This is a genomic window from uncultured Roseovarius sp. (genome assembly GCF_947489715.1).
Classification (GTDB): Bacteria; Pseudomonadota; Alphaproteobacteria; order Rhodobacterales; family Rhodobacteraceae; genus Roseovarius.
Map to the genome: position 1 here is coordinate 946,624 of NZ_CANLER010000001.1, position 15,658 is coordinate 962,281.

The 15,658-nt window shown below is 58.0% G+C and carries 15 protein-coding genes and 2 tRNA genes; 5 read left to right on the forward strand and 12 right to left on the reverse strand.

Annotated elements, in window-relative coordinates; genetic code table 11:
• Positions 1–36: 36 nt before the first annotated feature.
• Both Q1B27_RS04640 and Q1B27_RS04645 read left to right on the forward strand, forming a co-directional pair.
• Positions 37–1,362, forward strand: coding sequence for a M48 family metalloprotease (locus Q1B27_RS04640; RefSeq protein WP_299844264.1), 1,326 nt, complete (start codon positions 37–39; stop codon positions 1,360–1,362).
• Positions 1,363–1,366: 4 nt separating this feature from the next.
• Complete coding sequence (locus Q1B27_RS04645) at positions 1,367–2,116, forward strand: DsbA family protein (protein WP_299844266.1); 750 nt, start codon at positions 1,367–1,369, stop codon at positions 2,114–2,116.
• Positions 2,117–2,206: 90 nt separating this feature from the next.
• On the opposite strand, the gene ispG is transcribed toward Q1B27_RS04645, so the two are convergent.
• The 3 genes from ispG to hemA all read right to left on the reverse strand — a co-directional run bounded on the left by ispG (position 2,207) and on the right by hemA (position 6,204).
• Positions 2,207–3,331: a flavodoxin-dependent (E)-4-hydroxy-3-methylbut-2-enyl-diphosphate synthase gene (ispG, locus tag Q1B27_RS04650; protein WP_299844269.1), complete on the reverse strand. Its 1,125-nt coding sequence runs from the start codon at positions 3,329–3,331 to the stop codon at positions 2,207–2,209.
• A gap of 280 nt (positions 3,332–3,611) precedes the next feature.
• Positions 3,612–4,865 (reverse strand): helix-turn-helix domain-containing protein, encoded by a 1,254-nt coding sequence (locus Q1B27_RS04655; protein WP_299844272.1) that lies wholly within the window; start codon positions 4,863–4,865, stop codon positions 3,612–3,614.
• A gap of 115 nt (positions 4,866–4,980) precedes the next feature.
• Complete coding sequence (gene hemA, locus Q1B27_RS04660; protein ID WP_299844889.1) at positions 4,981–6,204, reverse strand: 5-aminolevulinate synthase; 1,224 nt, start codon at positions 6,202–6,204, stop codon at positions 4,981–4,983.
• A gap of 224 nt (positions 6,205–6,428) precedes the next feature.
• On the opposite strand from hemA, the gene Q1B27_RS04665 reads away from it, so the two are divergent.
• On the forward strand, positions 6,429–7,805 hold the full coding sequence (locus Q1B27_RS04665) for a M20/M25/M40 family metallo-hydrolase (RefSeq protein ID WP_299844275.1): 1,377 nt from the start codon (positions 6,429–6,431) through the stop codon (positions 7,803–7,805).
• Positions 7,806–7,895: 90 nt separating this feature from the next.
• On the opposite strand, the gene Q1B27_RS04670 is transcribed toward Q1B27_RS04665, so the two are convergent.
• Together Q1B27_RS04670 and Q1B27_RS04675 are read right to left on the reverse strand one after the other, a co-directional pair.
• Positions 7,896–9,011: an alpha/beta hydrolase gene (locus Q1B27_RS04670; RefSeq protein ID WP_299844278.1), complete on the reverse strand. Its 1,116-nt coding sequence runs from the start codon at positions 9,009–9,011 to the stop codon at positions 7,896–7,898.
• Between the two features lie 122 nt (positions 9,012–9,133).
• Positions 9,134–9,607, reverse strand: coding sequence for a hypothetical protein (locus tag Q1B27_RS04675; protein WP_299844281.1), 474 nt, complete (start codon positions 9,605–9,607; stop codon positions 9,134–9,136).
• Positions 9,608–9,787: 180 nt separating this feature from the next.
• Between Q1B27_RS04675 and Q1B27_RS04680 the strand changes: the two genes are divergently transcribed.
• Positions 9,788–10,654: an alpha/beta fold hydrolase gene (locus tag Q1B27_RS04680; protein WP_299844284.1), complete on the forward strand. Its 867-nt coding sequence runs from the start codon at positions 9,788–9,790 to the stop codon at positions 10,652–10,654.
• A gap of 249 nt (positions 10,655–10,903) precedes the next feature.
• Here Q1B27_RS04680 and Q1B27_RS04685 read toward each other — a convergent pair whose 3' ends face one another.
• The 4 genes from Q1B27_RS04685 to Q1B27_RS04700 form a co-directional block, all read right to left on the reverse strand.
• The gene (locus tag Q1B27_RS04685; RefSeq protein ID WP_299844287.1) at positions 10,904–11,353 is read right to left on the reverse strand and encodes a GNAT family N-acetyltransferase; all 450 of its coding nucleotides are present in this window, start codon (positions 11,351–11,353) and stop codon (positions 10,904–10,906) included.
• Positions 11,354–11,513: 160 nt separating this feature from the next.
• Positions 11,514–11,590 (reverse strand) — tRNA-Asp (locus tag Q1B27_RS04690).
• 33 nt (positions 11,591–11,623) lie between these two features.
• Positions 11,624–11,700 (reverse strand) — tRNA-Asp (locus Q1B27_RS04695).
• Between the two features lie 129 nt (positions 11,701–11,829).
• Positions 11,830–12,066 carry a hypothetical protein gene (locus tag Q1B27_RS04700; RefSeq protein ID WP_299844290.1) on the reverse strand — a complete coding sequence of 79 codons (237 nt, stop codon included), beginning with the start codon at positions 12,064–12,066 and terminating at the stop codon, positions 11,830–11,832.
• 96 nt (positions 12,067–12,162) lie between these two features.
• Here Q1B27_RS04700 and Q1B27_RS04705 point away from each other — a divergent pair, with 96 nt between their 5' ends.
• Entirely contained in the window at positions 12,163–12,891 is a 729-nt protein-coding gene (locus tag Q1B27_RS04705) for a helix-turn-helix transcriptional regulator (protein WP_299844293.1), read from the forward strand.
• Here Q1B27_RS04705 and Q1B27_RS04710 read toward each other — a convergent pair.
• The 3 genes from Q1B27_RS04710 to Q1B27_RS04720 form a co-directional block, all read right to left on the reverse strand.
• Positions 12,874–13,560 (reverse strand): hypothetical protein, encoded by a 687-nt coding sequence (locus Q1B27_RS04710; protein ID WP_299844296.1) that lies wholly within the window; start codon positions 13,558–13,560, stop codon positions 12,874–12,876. The two genes, Q1B27_RS04705 and Q1B27_RS04710, sit on opposite strands and share 18 nt — an antisense overlap.
• A gap of 269 nt (positions 13,561–13,829) precedes the next feature.
• Positions 13,830–14,084, reverse strand: coding sequence for a hypothetical protein (locus Q1B27_RS04715; RefSeq protein WP_299844299.1), 255 nt, complete (start codon positions 14,082–14,084; stop codon positions 13,830–13,832).
• Positions 14,085–14,232: 148 nt separating this feature from the next.
• Positions 14,233–15,603, reverse strand: a complete 1,371-nt coding sequence (locus Q1B27_RS04720) for an MATE family efflux transporter (protein ID WP_299844302.1) — start codon at positions 15,601–15,603, stop codon at positions 14,233–14,235.
• Positions 15,604–15,658 lie beyond the last annotated feature (55 nt).

The window sequence follows — 15,658 nt, forward strand, 5'->3', positions numbered from 1 at the left end:
CACCCAACCTTTCACTAGGAAAGCCGTCAGCCGTCAATGCTCGTTCTTCGTCTTCTTACGATCTGCATGTTTCTGACCGTGACTGCCGCCAATCCGGTCAGGGCACTGACCCTTCTGCGCGACCCGGATATCGAATATGCGCTTGATCAACTGGCCGCTCCCGTCCTCAAGGCGGCAGGGCTCAGCCCCGCGCGGATCGACGTGCTGGTGATCGACGACCGGCGCCTCAACGCATTCGTGGTCGATGGCAATAACATCTTCATCCACTCCGGTCTTCTGCTGAAGATGAAGAACGCCGCCATGCTGCAATCCGTGCTGGCGCATGAGGCAGCACATATCTCGAACGGCCATCTGGTACGCCGGCCCGTCGCCGCCCGCAACGCTCGCACCGCTGCCGGTCTGGGCGCCATTCTGGCTGCCGCTGCCGCCGTCGCCGCCGGTGGTCCAGAGGCCGCAGGCGCCGTTGCCCTTGGCGCACAGAATACAGCGCGCCGCCTCTTTCTGGTCCATACAAGAGCCGAAGAGAATTCCGCCGACAACAGCGGTTTGCGCTATCTTGCAGCCGCCGGGATCGACCCGCAGGGCGCGGTGGATGTGATCGACATCTTCCGCGGGCAAGAGGCTCTTTCCTCTGCCCGTCAGGATCCCTACGCACGCACCCACCCGCTCTCGTCAGATCGCTACCGTTTGGTGAAACGTTTGGCCGATGGCTATAAGGACAAGGCCCGCCCCAACCCCGCCGCCGATTACTGGTTCGCCCGGGCCAAGGGCAAACTGTCAGCCTTTCAACGCTCTCCTAAGTGGACGCTGACCCGCGCAGGTGAATCCGGCTACAAAGACGTCAAGTTGATGCGTCAGGCCATCGCCTATCACCGCAATTCCAGGCTCAAGAAAGCCCTCGGCGCCATCGACGCCGCAATCGCGATGCGCCCCAAAGACCCTTACCTGCACGAGCTGCGCGGCCAGATCCTGATGGAAAGCCGTCAAACCAAAGCGGCTGTGGCAGCCTATGCACGCGCCACCAATCTGGCCCCGAAAAACGCACTGATCCTTGGTGCCTATGGCCGCGCATTGCTTGCCACGGGTCAGACACAAAAGGCCCAGAAGGTACTTGAGCAGGCGCGCGCGCGCGACGGTCGGGATGCCCGCGTTATGCGTGACCTGGCAGCGTCCCACGCCAAACTGGGCAACAACGGCATGGCCTCACTGGTCACCGCCGAACGCTATGCCATGCTGGGCCGGCTGAAAGATGCCGGTATCCACGCCAAACGGGCTTCCGATCTGCTGCCACGCGGCTCAGGTGGGTGGCAACGCGCCCAAGATGTGCTATCTGCCTATGAGGCCGTGAAGAAAAGGAAATGATATGATGAAACGCTCCGTAACGACCGCCTTTTTGCTGGCCTCATCGCTGGCCCTGCCCGCCCAGGCACTCGATCTCGATCAGATGAACGATGCCGAACGCGAGATGTTTCGCGCCGAAATTCGCGCCTACCTGCTGGAAAACCCAGAGGTGATCATGGAGGCCGTCGCCGTTCTGGAAGAACGTCAGGCCAACGCCCAGGCCCAGGGCGACATGGACCTCGTGCGCGTCAATGCCGAAGATATCTTCAACGACGGGCATTCCTGGGTTGGCGGCAACCCCGACGGGGACATTACACTTGTCGAATTCATGGATTATCGCTGTGGCTATTGCCGCCGCGCCTTCGACGAAGTGCATGACCTGCTGGAAAATGACGGAAACATCCGTTTCATCGTCAAGGAATTTCCGATTTTGGGTGAAGAAAGCACACTGGCCTCTCGTTTCGCTATCGCCACGCAACAGCTTAACGGGGAAGAGGCATATAAATCCGTGCATGACGCCCTGATGACGTTCAAGGGTGGCATCAACGAGGCGTCTTTGTCGCGCATCGCCGATACGCTGGGCCTTGATCCTGCGGTGATCATCGACCATATGAACAGCGACGAAGTAAACCAGATTATTGCCGAAAATCATGCGCTTGCGCAACGTCTTTCGATCAGCGGCACACCGTCCTTCGTGATGGCCAACCAGATGCTCCGGGGCTACCTGCCTGCGGATGAAATGCAAAAACTGGCTGACGAAATCCGCACCCAATAAAGGGATTTTTCAGCGCTCCCCCCTCATTTCGGGACGGCGGGCGGGGCGTCGTTCGGCCGAAGACCCTGAACGCGCGCCCGACCGCTCGTCCTATTCTGCGGCCTGTGTGGTTTCCGCTTCAATCTCCGCGGCGCGCGTTTCCACTTGCTCGACGATATGATCAATCATCTGATCGTTGCTCATCTTGTGACTCTGTTTGCCCGCAAGATAAACCATGCCACTCCCCGCGCCACCACCGGTAAAGCCCACGTCGGTCATCAGCGCCTCCCCCGGACCATTGACCACGCAACCGATGATGCTCAGGCTCATCGGCGTCTTTATATGCTCCAGCCGCCGTTCCAGAGCCTCGACGGTCTTGATCACATCAAATCCCTGGCGCGCGCAACTGGGACAACTGATAATGTTCACCCCCCGGTGTCGCAGCCCAAGAGATTTGAGCATTTCATAGCCCACCTTGACCTCTTCCACCGGATCAGCGCTCAGCGATACGCGGATCGTATCGCCGATTCCCATCCAAAGAAGATTGCCCATGCCGATGGCCGATTTGATCGTGCCTGACATCAAACCGCCCGCTTCGGTGATACCCAGATGGATCGGGGCATCCGTCGCATCGGCAAGCTGCTGATAGGCAGCAGCGGCCATGAAGACATCACTGGCCTTCACACTGATTTTGAAGTCGTGGAAATCATTCTCCTGAAGGATACGCATATGCTCCAGCCCGGATTCCACCATCGCGTCCGGGCACGGCTCTCCATATTTATCCAGCAGGTGCTTTTCCAAAGATCCGGCATTCACGCCGATTCGCATCGAACAGCCATGATCACGCGCTGCCGCGATCACCTCGCGTACACGATCCTCGGAACCGATATTGCCCGGATTGATCCTAAGGCAAGCGGCCCCCGCTTCAGCAGCTTCGATCCCGCGTTTGTAGTGGAAATGAATGTCAGCGACGATTGGCACCGGGCTTTCACGAACGATCTCTTTCAATGCAGTTGCGCTGGCTTCATCCGGCACTGAAACGCGCACGATATCCGCACCCGCATCTGCCGCAGTCAACACCTGCGCCACCGTCGCCGCCACATCGCGCGTGTCGGTATTGGTCATCGTCTGCACCGAAATCGGCGCCCCACCCCCGACCGGCACCGAGCCCACCATGATCTGGCGACTGTTCCGGCGATGGATGTCCCGCCACGGGCGAATAGGGTTCAGCGACATCTTTCATGTCCCGTCATTTCAAAAGATATAACCCCATAGATAGAACGCGCGCACCCGTCCCGCAATGCGGCAAAGGCATTGGATTGAGCCTAGGATGAGTTCTGAAAACGGAATGTTCAACCTTTGACGTCGCGAGTTTCAGGCTAGTAGGTCCATTTTCGCGCTCGCTTGCGCGGCAACTAAAACGGAAACGTACTCGAAATTTTTTGTAAAATTATTCCACAACAATGCTTTGTGTCGCAAAGTTAAAGCAACGTGTGCAAAGGTTTCTCGCTAAAGGTCACTCTTGTGGTGCAACGACCCCAGTCTGCAATTCCGCGACATAGCGTGACAGATCCTGATCGCGACTCAAATCCGCGACTTTCAGCTTGTCGGTCAGCATCTCGGCATCCAGTTCCAAGCCGGAGGTGACTGAACCACCCTGTCCTACCGGACCATAATGTTTGCCATTCACCGCGAAATATATCGAACCCGATTCCCCGGCACGCAATGTCGCAGGTTTTTCGGTCGATGGCACATCATAGCTGTCGCCGGCATTCAGGATGCCTTCAAAGATGACGCTGCCATCCGAGGCCCGCACCCGTACCCATGCGGGACGTACCGCGACCATTTTCACTCCGGGGGCGGCATCGGCCACAACTTTGGGGCTGTTGATTACCTGCGGGTCTGGCGCCACCACCGGCTCTACGTCGAAGGGAGAACCATAGCGTCCCGCCACAGCATAACGTTTGTCAGTTTCTGGCAATTCGGGGCGCAGTGTGCCCACTTCGGCCGGATTCAGCGTCGAAATCGGCGCGTCGCGCGCCACCATGACCGGCACATCCAGTGCCTCGGGGCGATAAAGACGATCAAGACGGTCATCTACCGGCGGTTGGAACCCGCCACCGTCAGCTACCGCCACATCGACATTGTCACCCGTAGTCACCACGCCTTCCAGCGGGTCCAGATCGGACAACACATCTGGGGTATTTTCCACCGGTGCAAACTGCACGCGCTGTACTTCGTTCAGAACGCTCCAGCCGCCGTAGCCAATCCCACCAATTAGAGCGACCAGCACCAGCGCTGATCCAATTGCGCCCGGCTCGATGGACGAGAACATGCCCTCGGATGCGGGGATAAACGGTGTGTTGGGCGATATCAGCGGATCACCCCTGCCGACACTGCGCCGGATCGGTTGATCATTGGATTTGCGGATCGAGGACGCCTCGGCAGACATGCCATGTGCCGTCGAAAAGCCGCTTTCGACACAGAAAGACTTGAAAGCCTCATCCGGGTCCATGTTCAGGTAGCGCGCGTAGGACCGCACATAGCCGGGAATGAAGCCTGGGGTGTCAAACGCATCGGGATCGGCGTTTTCGATCGCGGCCACGTAATTGGCCTTGATCCGCAATTCACGTTCGACATCAAGTAGGGATTTGCCCATCGTGGCACGCTCACCACGCATGACATCGCCTAAACGCAATTCGAAGGCATCAAACCCGCGGGCTTCAACCTCTTCCTTATCGTCATTGCGCGACAAACGACGCCGTATCATGAACGCTGCCTTTTTAAAACCTGACTGCCCTGGGTTCGAATTTGCCGATTCGAACTTTTGCCCCGTTATTCAGGTTAGGTTAACACATCGCAATAAACTTTGCACGTAACCCTAACTAACCCGTTAATTCGGCACGATTTAGCGCACAATGCGACCAAAGTTCGTCCATTGCACGAACCAGGCCGTCCATTTCGTCAGGGCCGTGCACCGGCGATGGGGTAAAGCGCAGCCGTTCTGTGCCGCGCGGCACGGTCGGGAAATTGATCGGCTGGGCGTAAATCCCGTAGCGTTCAAGCAGCATGTCGCTCAGGATTTTGGTGTGCACCGGGTCACCAACGATCACCGGTACGATATGGCTGCCATGGTCAATCAGCGGCAGCCCCAGACCTTTCAGTCGAGTCTTGAGAATCTTTGCCTGCGTCTGATGTTGTTCCCGCAGCTTATGATCCCGCTTCAGATGCGCGACACTGGCGGCAGCACCAGCCGCAACCGCGGGCGGGATCGACGTGGTAAAGATGAAACCCGGCGCATAAGAACGCACGGCGTCACACATTTTGGCGGAGGCGGCGATATAGCCGCCCATCACGCCAAAGGCTTTGGCCAATGTGCCGTTGATGATGTCCAGACGGTGCATCAGCCGGTCCCGTTCAGCCACACCGGCCCCGCGGGGGCCGTACATGCCAACCGCGTGCACCTCGTCGATATAGGTCAGTGCGCCGAATTCGTCGGCCAGGTCGCAGATCGCTTCGATGGGGCCAAAATCGCCATCCATCGAATAAACCGATTCGAAGGCGATCAGCTTGGGCGTCGCGGGATCATCCGCCGCCATAAGCTCGCGCAGGTGATCAACGTCATTGTGCCGGAAAATCCGCTTTGCCCCGCCGTTGCGGCGCACACCTTCGATCATCGACGCATGGTTCAATTCGTCCGAGTAAATGATCAGGCCAGGGAAAAGCTTGGGCAGCGTGCTCAATGTCGCGTCATTGGCAATATACGCGCTGGTAAAGAGCAGGGCCGCTTCCTTGCCGTGCAAATCCGCCAGCTCGGCCTCAAGCCGCTTGTGATACACCGTGGTGCCACTGATATTGCGCGTCCCGCCCGATCCGGCGCCGGTCGCGTCAATCGCCTCGTGCATGGCCTCCAGAACGACAGGGTTTTGCCCCATGCCCAGATAGTCATTGCCGCACCAAACCGTGATCTGTTGTTCCGTCCCGTCCGGCCGACGCCACATGGCGTGGGGGAAATTGCCCTGGCGGCGCTCAATGTCGATGAAAGTCCGGTAGCGACCTTCTTCATGCAACCGTCCGATCGCGTCATCCAGCTTGGCGGAATAATCCACGGGCATCCCCTCTTTCTGTCCAGTTACCGGTTTGGGCACAAAGGCCGACAGCACCGGTATTTTATCCATCTCTGGCAAGTTCCGATAGTTATAGAAACCTTACCCTTCCGGCAATAGTTACAAAATGCCGCTGCCCCTGCCTTGACTTGAGTCAAGCCGCTGGACAGCGCCGCACCGCCTGATACGGTCGCGCCTGATCAATCACAAATTTCAGGGCTTATTCCATGTCTCTTCCCGCCGTTTTATCTCGCATTGACGACCAATTGCCCGACGCGCTTGACCGTCTCATGGGCTTACTGCGCATCCAGTCGATCTCGACTGATCCAGCCTATGCGCAACCTTGCCAGGACGCCGCCGACTGGTTGGTAGCTGACCTGCAAAGCATTGGTATTGATGCAAAAAAACGCCCAACCACCGGGCACCCGATGGTTGTTGGCCATATAGACGGGCCCGGCCCGCACCTGCTGTTTTATGGCCACTACGATGTACAACCGGTTGATCCGCTGAACCTTTGGCACAGCGATCCGTTTGATCCGCAACTCGAAGATACCGCCAAAGACCGCGTCATCCGGGGGCGCGGTTCATCGGATGATAAGGGCCAGCTGATGACCTTTGTCGAAGCCTGCCGCGCCTACAAGCATGTGAATGGCGCGTTACCTTGTCGCATCACGTTTTTCTTTGAGGGCGAAGAGGAATCCGGCTCCCCTTCCCTTATCCCTTTCATGAAGGAAAACGCCGCCGAACTGGGCGCGGACCTGGCCCTCGTTTGCGACACGTCGATGGTGGCGCCGGGCGTGCCGTCGATCGCCTCGCAACTGCGCGGCATGCTGAAGGATGAATTCACCGTGCACGGGCCCCGCATCGACTTGCATTCGGGCCATTACGGCGGCCCCGGGCTGAACCCACTGCGCGAGCTGTCGCGCATTATCGCGTCCTTCCATGACGATCAGGGCCGTGTTGCCGTCGACGGTTTCTATGACGGCGTCCACGAAGTGCCCGACGATCTGCTGCGCCAATGGGAAAGCTGCGGCTTCAACGAGACCGATTATCTGAATTCAGTCGGCTACACCCAACCGCATGGTGAGAAAGGCTATTCCACCCTTGTCCAGCAATGGGCCCGCCCGACGCTTGAGATCAACGGCATCTGGGGTGGTTATCAGGGCGCTGGCAGCAAGACCGTGATCCCGGCCGAGGCGCATTGCAAACTGACCTGCCGTCTGGTCGGCGACATGGACCCCGACGATCTGCGCCGCAAAATCCGCGCACATGTCGATGCGCAACTCGCCCCCGACACCCGCGTCACCTGGGATGGCGACCTCGAAGGGGCGCCGGCGGCGGTGATGAACATTTCCCGGCCCGAGTTCGAAAAAGCCCGTCAGGCGCTCAGTGACGAATGGAACCGAGAGGCGGTGTTCTGTGGCATGGGCGGCTCGATCCCGATCGTGGGGTTCTTCAAAGAGATTCTGGGCCTTGATTCCATGCTGATCGGTTTCGCCAACGAAGATGATGCAATCCATTCGCCGAATGAAAAATACAACGTCGAAAGCTTCCACAAGGGTATGCGCAGCTGGGCACGCGTGCTGGATGCGCTGGCCGGATAATCACAGCCATCGCGCGGGTCGATCAAGGCCCGCGCGATAGGGCGGCCGGACAGTTTCCTGAAACCATCCGCCCTGTCGATCACGACATCTTTAGTGACGCAGAATTCGGATTGGCACCTTGTAAAGAATGTCCCCGATACGGGAATTGTGACTGGCATCGAAGCGGCCCGATGATTTGAGACCCGTCCCGATAAGTTGCACGACATCCGGAGAGCCTGCAAATTTCGAATGGCTGCCCGAGCTTGAGTTTTCGATTTTGGATAAATCAATAACTGTCACCCCAAGGTTCTCAAGCTGTTCGGCCTCAAACGCGCCGACACGCGGGATACCACCAGCAATAAGGCGCGAAAATTTCAGCGCGCGGTCATCTGCCGAGATAAAGATATACATCTTGTCCTTGATCGACTGAGGCAGCAGGGAAATCTGCGTGCGAAAAAGGTCAATATCGATATCCGGCGAGGCCAGCATGATATGGTTTATGGCCTTCCGGCTGCCCAATCGCCCTGCCTGCTGTGCGTCAACCAGCCCCTCCATGGTCAGGAACGCCCCCATGGAGTGACCCAGAATGTCGATGCCTTCGGCCTTGGTGCGCGACAGGATATCGGACATCTCCTTCAACTTGACGCGCGCCACCAGAGCGCTGTTGAGGTCATAGACATACCGGGGCGCCTTGGCCGCTGACGCCCAGTCATACAGAACCGCAACGCCCTGAAACTCGGTATCCTCGACGAATTGCGTCAGTCGCAACACCGCGTCGCTGGTCGTGTTATTGTACCCGTGAATAAAGATCAGAAGCCTGCGCTGCCCTCTCGGGTATTTGGCAAGGGCGCGATTCACATCCGCGATGAAAGCGTTTTCGCTCTTGTAGATATGCGGATTGACGACCGCGAATTCCCGGCGCGGATCCGGGGGAAGGCTCCGGGCCCGCTCCAATTCTCCCAAAACGTGATTTGGCGGCACCGTAACATCCACCGAGGCCAGGCCAAGCTTGTTGGCCCGTTGGGCGGAGAAAAGAACACCCGTCGCCTCGAAGGGCTGGCGCGTCGTGGTAATGAAAATCTGGTGCTTGCTGACTTCTGGGACCGAGGCGGCAGGAAATTCCGGGTTATCGACCCCAAGCAGTTCGGGCGGACGCCCGCATCCCACAAGAACCGTTGCAATCATCACCAGATAGAAAGCGAAAAAAGGCAGTCTTTTTGTTGTCATTTCAGCCCCCCAATCCCGGGAAAATTAATGGATGCTGAAAAAGGCGCAAGTAATTTCGAAAATAGTCAACCGCGCGGGCCTCTTGGCTATGGCCGCGCACGGACGCACCGTCCTCAGTTCTGCTACTGCAATTGCGCCATCATCGTATCAGCAAGCTCAGCCGGTCCCAGCCCGGCGGCCAGACCAATCAACATCCCAAGGGCAAAGGGAATGCGCGCCGGTTCGCTTAGCACCCGGAACGTGGCGCGTTGCAGCTTGAAGGCAAAAAATATCAGGACAAAAATGATCGCCACGGCAATTCCCGCCATGATGGTCGAGGTGAAGGGCGCCAAAATGTCCGTGCCATCCAGCAGCAGATGAATATCCGACATCCGCCGCACCAGCATGAAACTTGCAAACATCAGCAGAAAGCCCGCGCCAAACCGGATGGGTTTACCGACCCCCATACCTGCGGATTTGCCACCGGCTTTCGATTTTTTGGAACTGATCTGTTTTTCCACCTCTTCCGAGACGCCCGCCAGCATTCTCTCCGTCACAGGCCGCGACTGGGCCTTTTCGATCCGCTGCAAACGTTCTGCGAAACTCGTCTGTACCATGATGCCCTCGTTCAGTCGCTTTCTGATTGCACCCGAAATCTGGCAACAATCTGGCAGACAGGCGGAGAGAATGAGAATATCCATTACAGGAAGATTTAACGGCCCGACATCAACGGGTTACAGCCACGTGATCACCTGTGTAAACTTGAACCGGATTGACCCTTGCAAAAGGCCACCTGCATGACGATTCCCGGTTTCACCGACCATGTCGAGATCCTTGACCAGACCCGGATCGCCTTTTCCAAGGGCGGCAACGGCCCACCACTTTTGCTCCTACACGGTTTCCCCCAGACCCGTGCCATGTGGGCCCGCATTGCCCCTGCGCTCAGCCGTCGCCATACGGTCATCTGCCCTGATCTGCGCGGCTATGGCGACAGCGGCAAGCCCACTGGCGTCGCCGCATACACGTTCCGTGAGATGGCGCAGGACCAACAGGCGCTGTTACACCATCTCGGCTTTGAACGTGCGGCGGTGATCGGCCACGATCGGGGCGCGCGCGTCGCCCACCGTCTGGCGCTGGATGCCCCCGAACTGGTGAGCCGTTTGGCGCTGCTCGATATCATCCCGACCCACACGCTTCTGGCCGATCTGCGCCGCGATGTAGCCAAGGCCTATTACCACTGGTTCTTTCTGGCCCAGCCCGAGCCCTTTCCCGAAACCATGATCGGCCATGATCCGGACGCCTATTACCATTCCTGCCTGCTGGGCTGGGGCGGTGCCGCGCTAAACGATTTTGACGACGACGCGTTAGCCGCCTATCGCACCGCCTGGCGCGACCCGCAGACAATCCGCGCCATGTGCGACGATTACCGTGCTGCCATTGAATACGATTTCGACCATGACGCCGCGGATCTGGACAAACGCATCCCCTGCCCCACGCTGATCCTCTACGGGGCCGAGGGCGCGATGGCCCGCGCCTATGACGTGCCTGCCACATGGGCGGGGAAATGTACGGAGATCACCGCCCGAACCGTCCCCGGCGGCCATTTCTTTCCCGATACCAATCCGGATGACACCCTTGCCACCCTGCAAGCGTTTCTGTCGTAGCTGGTAAGACCCGAAAACCAGATTGCGGCCCGTTTCAATCGTAGCATCCTTGCCCGTAATCAAGGAGCTTTAGCGACACCGCCCCCATGGGCGGGCGCTTTTGCGACGTTACTCAAGCAACAGGCGTTAGATGTATGCGGCGCGATCAAGTGGCAGATAGAAATGAAAGCGCGCCCACCCGCAGTCGGGCGCCGCCCTCTTATTATGACAGTTCAAATGTTCGCTGTGAGCCCAAATCATCCCAAGACTTCAAATGGACTTTCGAAGTTCCAATTTGCCGTCTTTCTGCGAAGTGTAGCCAAAACTCTCGTAAAATTTTTTGGCCGTTACGGTACTTTCCAAAAAACACTCGTTTGCACCTTTGTCGCGCACATATGCTTCTAGGGTTCGCAAGACTGCTTTGCTTACACCGGAAAATCGAGCGTCCGGACTAACATAATTGAGTAAAACCTCACCTTTCTCGCTGACCATGCCCACACCGACAATTTCGTTATTCTTTATTGCCACATAAACAGCGGCGTCATCCCGGGCTAGCCACGTCGTCCAAGCCCGCTCCGTCTTGTTTGAAATCCAATCCGAAATCTCATCGGGGTCATTATTGTGGTCTGGTTCACAGAGTTCAAAAATCGAGCGGCAGAGGACTTCAATAGCCTCTTTGGCGTCAGCTTCGCACCCCTCACGAATTGAAACTTCATACACTCTGTTGCCTCCACCTCACGGTAGGCAGATTACGAAGCGTGTTTAAGAACATCAATGGCAGCAAAGTCCGCAGAGCAGGCCTTGTGAATTTTCCAGTCAACGGACGGCTTCCAACGCCAATTCTCAGAACCGCTAGGTCTTCATCTGTTCGAAAGGAAAGTGGCGCGGTTGACGGGGCTCGAACCCGCGACCCCCGGCGTGACAGGCCGGTACTCTAACCAACTGAGCTACAACCGCGCTGACGCGTCAGAAACCGATGCGGGGCAGTGGTGGCGCGGTTGACGGGGCTCGAACCCGCGACCCCCGGCGTGACAGGCCGGTACTCTAACCAACTGAGCTACAACCGCTCACTGCCCGCCCGATCCTCTGGGCGTTGGACCCGTCTCATATGCCGGGGCACCGGCCCCGTCAAGCGGCAGAAAGATGAATTTTGGGCTTTCTTCACGGATACGGTCCGGGTGGACCGTCATCGGGCCTCAGTGCAGATCGGCAAAGGCGTCCTTCATCAGCCGAAGACCGCCCATCGCGTCAAATATCTTCAGAAGCTCTGCCTTGCAGGCATTGTCGTCGCAGTCGATGGCCCATTGCAGTACCATCACCGCCTCGGCCGGGCGCAATTGCGCGTCCCGATCCTCGTCCATTTTTTGTCGAATGGCGGAGAGAAGCTCGTGCTTCTTTCCACCATTCCGCGCCAACCCACTCGCCATACTCATTCCACTTAAACTTGCGCGACGCCGCAATCTATTTGACTTATTCGGGTATTTGTCAATATAAGTTACTGTCTATCCGGAATTTAGGACCATTAACCAGTGACCGACCTGCACGAGCGCCTGAAAACGCTGATTAAAAATTCTGACTACGATTACAAAAGCTTATCTCTCGAGATTGGCCAAGGTGAGCGGTATATTTCCAACCTGCTCTCAACGAAAAGTGATCCGGGTTTCACAAGTGTCATAAAAATTTGCGCCTCGCTGGGGGTCACCCCGAACCAAATCGCGGGCCTCAACGATCAACTGAAGCTGGTCAATGATGACATCGACAACCGAATCGTTTCAGCCCATGCCGAACGCATCCTCACATCGGTCACGCGCGAGGCGCATCGCAAACTCTCGGCCCGCGGCACCGGCCCGCTGATCGACGATGTGCTGACCTGGTGGCACCAGCAACACGGCGTGCTCAGCAATTTCGACCGGCTGTCGGAACATGTCGACCTCTATCACGCGCCCGATGCCGATGCCCGCCTGCCCCAGCCCTACATGGTCGGCGAACAAAGCCTGGCGCGGGTGTCCTTCGGGGTGAAATCCGCCGAACATCTGGGCTATCTCTTCACCACCTTCGATCAGGGCCTGACCGAACAGGTGAAAATGGCCCATGTCGAGGCGACCAAGGGCGAACCGCAGCTTTCGATCCAGGAGATCGAGGTCAACCTGCCCAATCACAGCTTTCCGCTCAGGTTCAACTACAAGCGCCTGCTGCTGCCGGTGCGTGACATGCAGGGCAACCACTACGTGCTGAATTACTCACAAGCTCTCGAGTGATCCCGCGTAATGCGCCATCATGTGGCTGAGGTTATCTTCGGACACCGCCACCAGCCATTCCGAACTGCCGCGTCCCGGCGGGGCCGGTTCCGACCAGCGCGCCACGCCGGGGATCTGGATTGAAAATCCGTAATTCGTGGCAAAGCCCAGTTTGACATCCCGGTCGCGCATCATCGCATAGGTCCAGTCGATCGGCCATTTGGTGGCGATGGTCGTGTGCAAGAGCATCATGAAATAGCGCAGCTTCTGCCGTGACCCGCGAAACCCCGGGCGCATGAACAGCTCCCCGATATAGGCCATCCGACCGTGGAAATTCGGCGGCAGCGCATCGGTGAAACTCAGGATCGTATCGCTGCGCTGCTGCGGATAATGGCGGCGCATGGTGCGGATCATGTAATCGCCCATCTTCTCGCGTCCGATATCGTCATAGCGCACCGAGACGGACGCGGAATATTCCCCGTCCTCGCGCATGAACAGCCAGAACCCGCTTTCCTCGGTGAAATCGTTATAGTCGCTGGACAGTTTCGGCGTGAGACCGGGTTTGCCCATATCATCGGTCAGTTCCTTGGCATAGGCAAAGTCACTGATCATCTCGACGGTCACACCAATCTCGGCCAAAGCGCCAAGGCACTCCCCGCCGACCGTGATCAAGTCCAACGCATTTTTCATTGCCCCATCCTGGTACTTGCCTGCCTCATGCCCGTTGCGATCCTCTTTGGGACCTGCGGGTCTATGCTTTGTCTCTCTACATTTTAGCAGAGAACGCCTCAGGTCAGTTGAATCACGCCCACCCCGCTTTGGGCAAGCTGCAATTGGGCTGAAATACCAATTTTACAGGCAGTTTGCACGTCATGCGTGCGAATATGCATCTAATTTCTCGCCTTGATGGTCCGAGTCCTGAATAGAGGATCAAACCAGCCCGTCAGGCGCTGAAAAGATCAGGCACGCGTCCACCGCGGCACCCGGAATTTCACGTTCGGAAAAAACAATTTGGTGGTCAGCATCGACGCCGGTGGACAGGCGCAGGACATGAAAAACCACTTGTGACCCAGATCCGCAATTGGCAACCCGAACTCTTCTTCCTGAAAGCCTTGCCAGATCCCCATGGCGTAAATGCCGGTGCCAATGCCTGCTAAAATCCAGAAAACGCCCAGCAGGCCGAGGTTCAGATAGGGGGTGAAAATGTCGATCATGCCAAGGCTCCGATGCTGGGGCGCGAAAAACGCCCACTCATGGGTGGCACCCTAGGGCTTCCCTCCTTGATCACTTCTTTGCAGATCGTACGGTGGCGTTAAGGACGTGTTACGCCGCCCCTTGCCCGGCACCAACCGCGCCGAGCCGTCAAAGGTGCAGGGAGTCGCCCTGATGCACCAGCTCATGCTCCTGCTGACGCTTGAACATTTCCTTTTGCCGCAGAATGCGCGCCTCATCGGCAAAGGGTTTCAGCCGCACCGTGATCCAGATCGAGATCAGCGCGAACACCACCGCCCCCAGCAGGAACCCATAGGCCACGCCCCAGACCCCCATCACATATTCGCCAACCGCCACGAAGGGCAGAATGCCAAGCGTATTGCGCGCCCAGTTCAGGATCGGCGAATAGCCGGGATAGCCCAGATTGTTGAACGCCGCGTTCGAGATGAAGATCGCCCCGTTGAAAAATGAGATCAGCGCCAGTGGGCCACAGTAGAAATACAGGATTTCGCGGGTCAGCCCCTCGGCCCCGAAGGCATCGGCGATGGGCGCGCGAAAAAGATAAAGCACCAGCGTGATCCCGATCACATAGGCCGCCAAAAACTTGAGCGCGTCGAAATAGGCGGATCTGGCGCGGTCGGCACGCCCGGCCCCGAAATTCTGTCCGATGATCGGCCCAATGGAGCCGCAAAGCGCGTTGACCACGGAAAAAACGACCGGTGCCAGCCGTCCGATCACCGCCAGCCCTGCCACCGCCTCGGGGCCGAACTTGGCGATATAGCGCATGATGATGGCCTGCCCCACCGGTGCCGCGATCGAGGAGGCGACCGCCGGCACCGCGAACCGGGCAATCCTAGGGGCATCGCCCCGAAACGCGGCCCACCCGATCCGACTGAACCCGCGCCGCATCACCGCCGAGGCATAGATTGCCAGGCCACAGGTTGCGACCCGCGCCATCACCGTCGCCGCCGCCGCCCCTTCTAGGCCCAGATCGAAGCCGAAGATCAGGATCGGATCCATGATCAGATTGACCAGCGCCCCCGCCAGCGACGGGTACATCGACCATTTCGCCACGCCGCGCGACCGCAGCACCGCAATCGCCGTCATCGAAACGCCGGAAAAGCAGGTCGCGGGCAGGATAATGACCAGATAGCTCTGCGCCATCACCGATACATCACCCCGCGCCCCGATGAGATGCAGAAGATCCGGCAGGTACGGGATCATCGCAATCGGCACAAGAATGCCCATGCCAATCGCGATCAGCGCCGCGGTGGTGGCAATCTCGCGCGCCCGGTCCTTGCGCTTTTCACCCACCGCCATCGCCACCAGCGCACCCGAGGCGATCGACAGGCCCAGGTTGATGGTGCTGACAAAGAACAAAACGGTGCTGCCATACCCGGCAGCGGCGGCCATTTCCTTATGGCCCAGCATCGAAATGAACAGAATATCAAAGAGATCGACAAGATAGATCGCCATGATGCCGACGCTCGATGTCAAGGACATCACCGCGACATGGCGCATCAGACTGCCGTCCGTAAATTGTCTGTCACCCCCCCGAGCCACAACATTTCCCCAT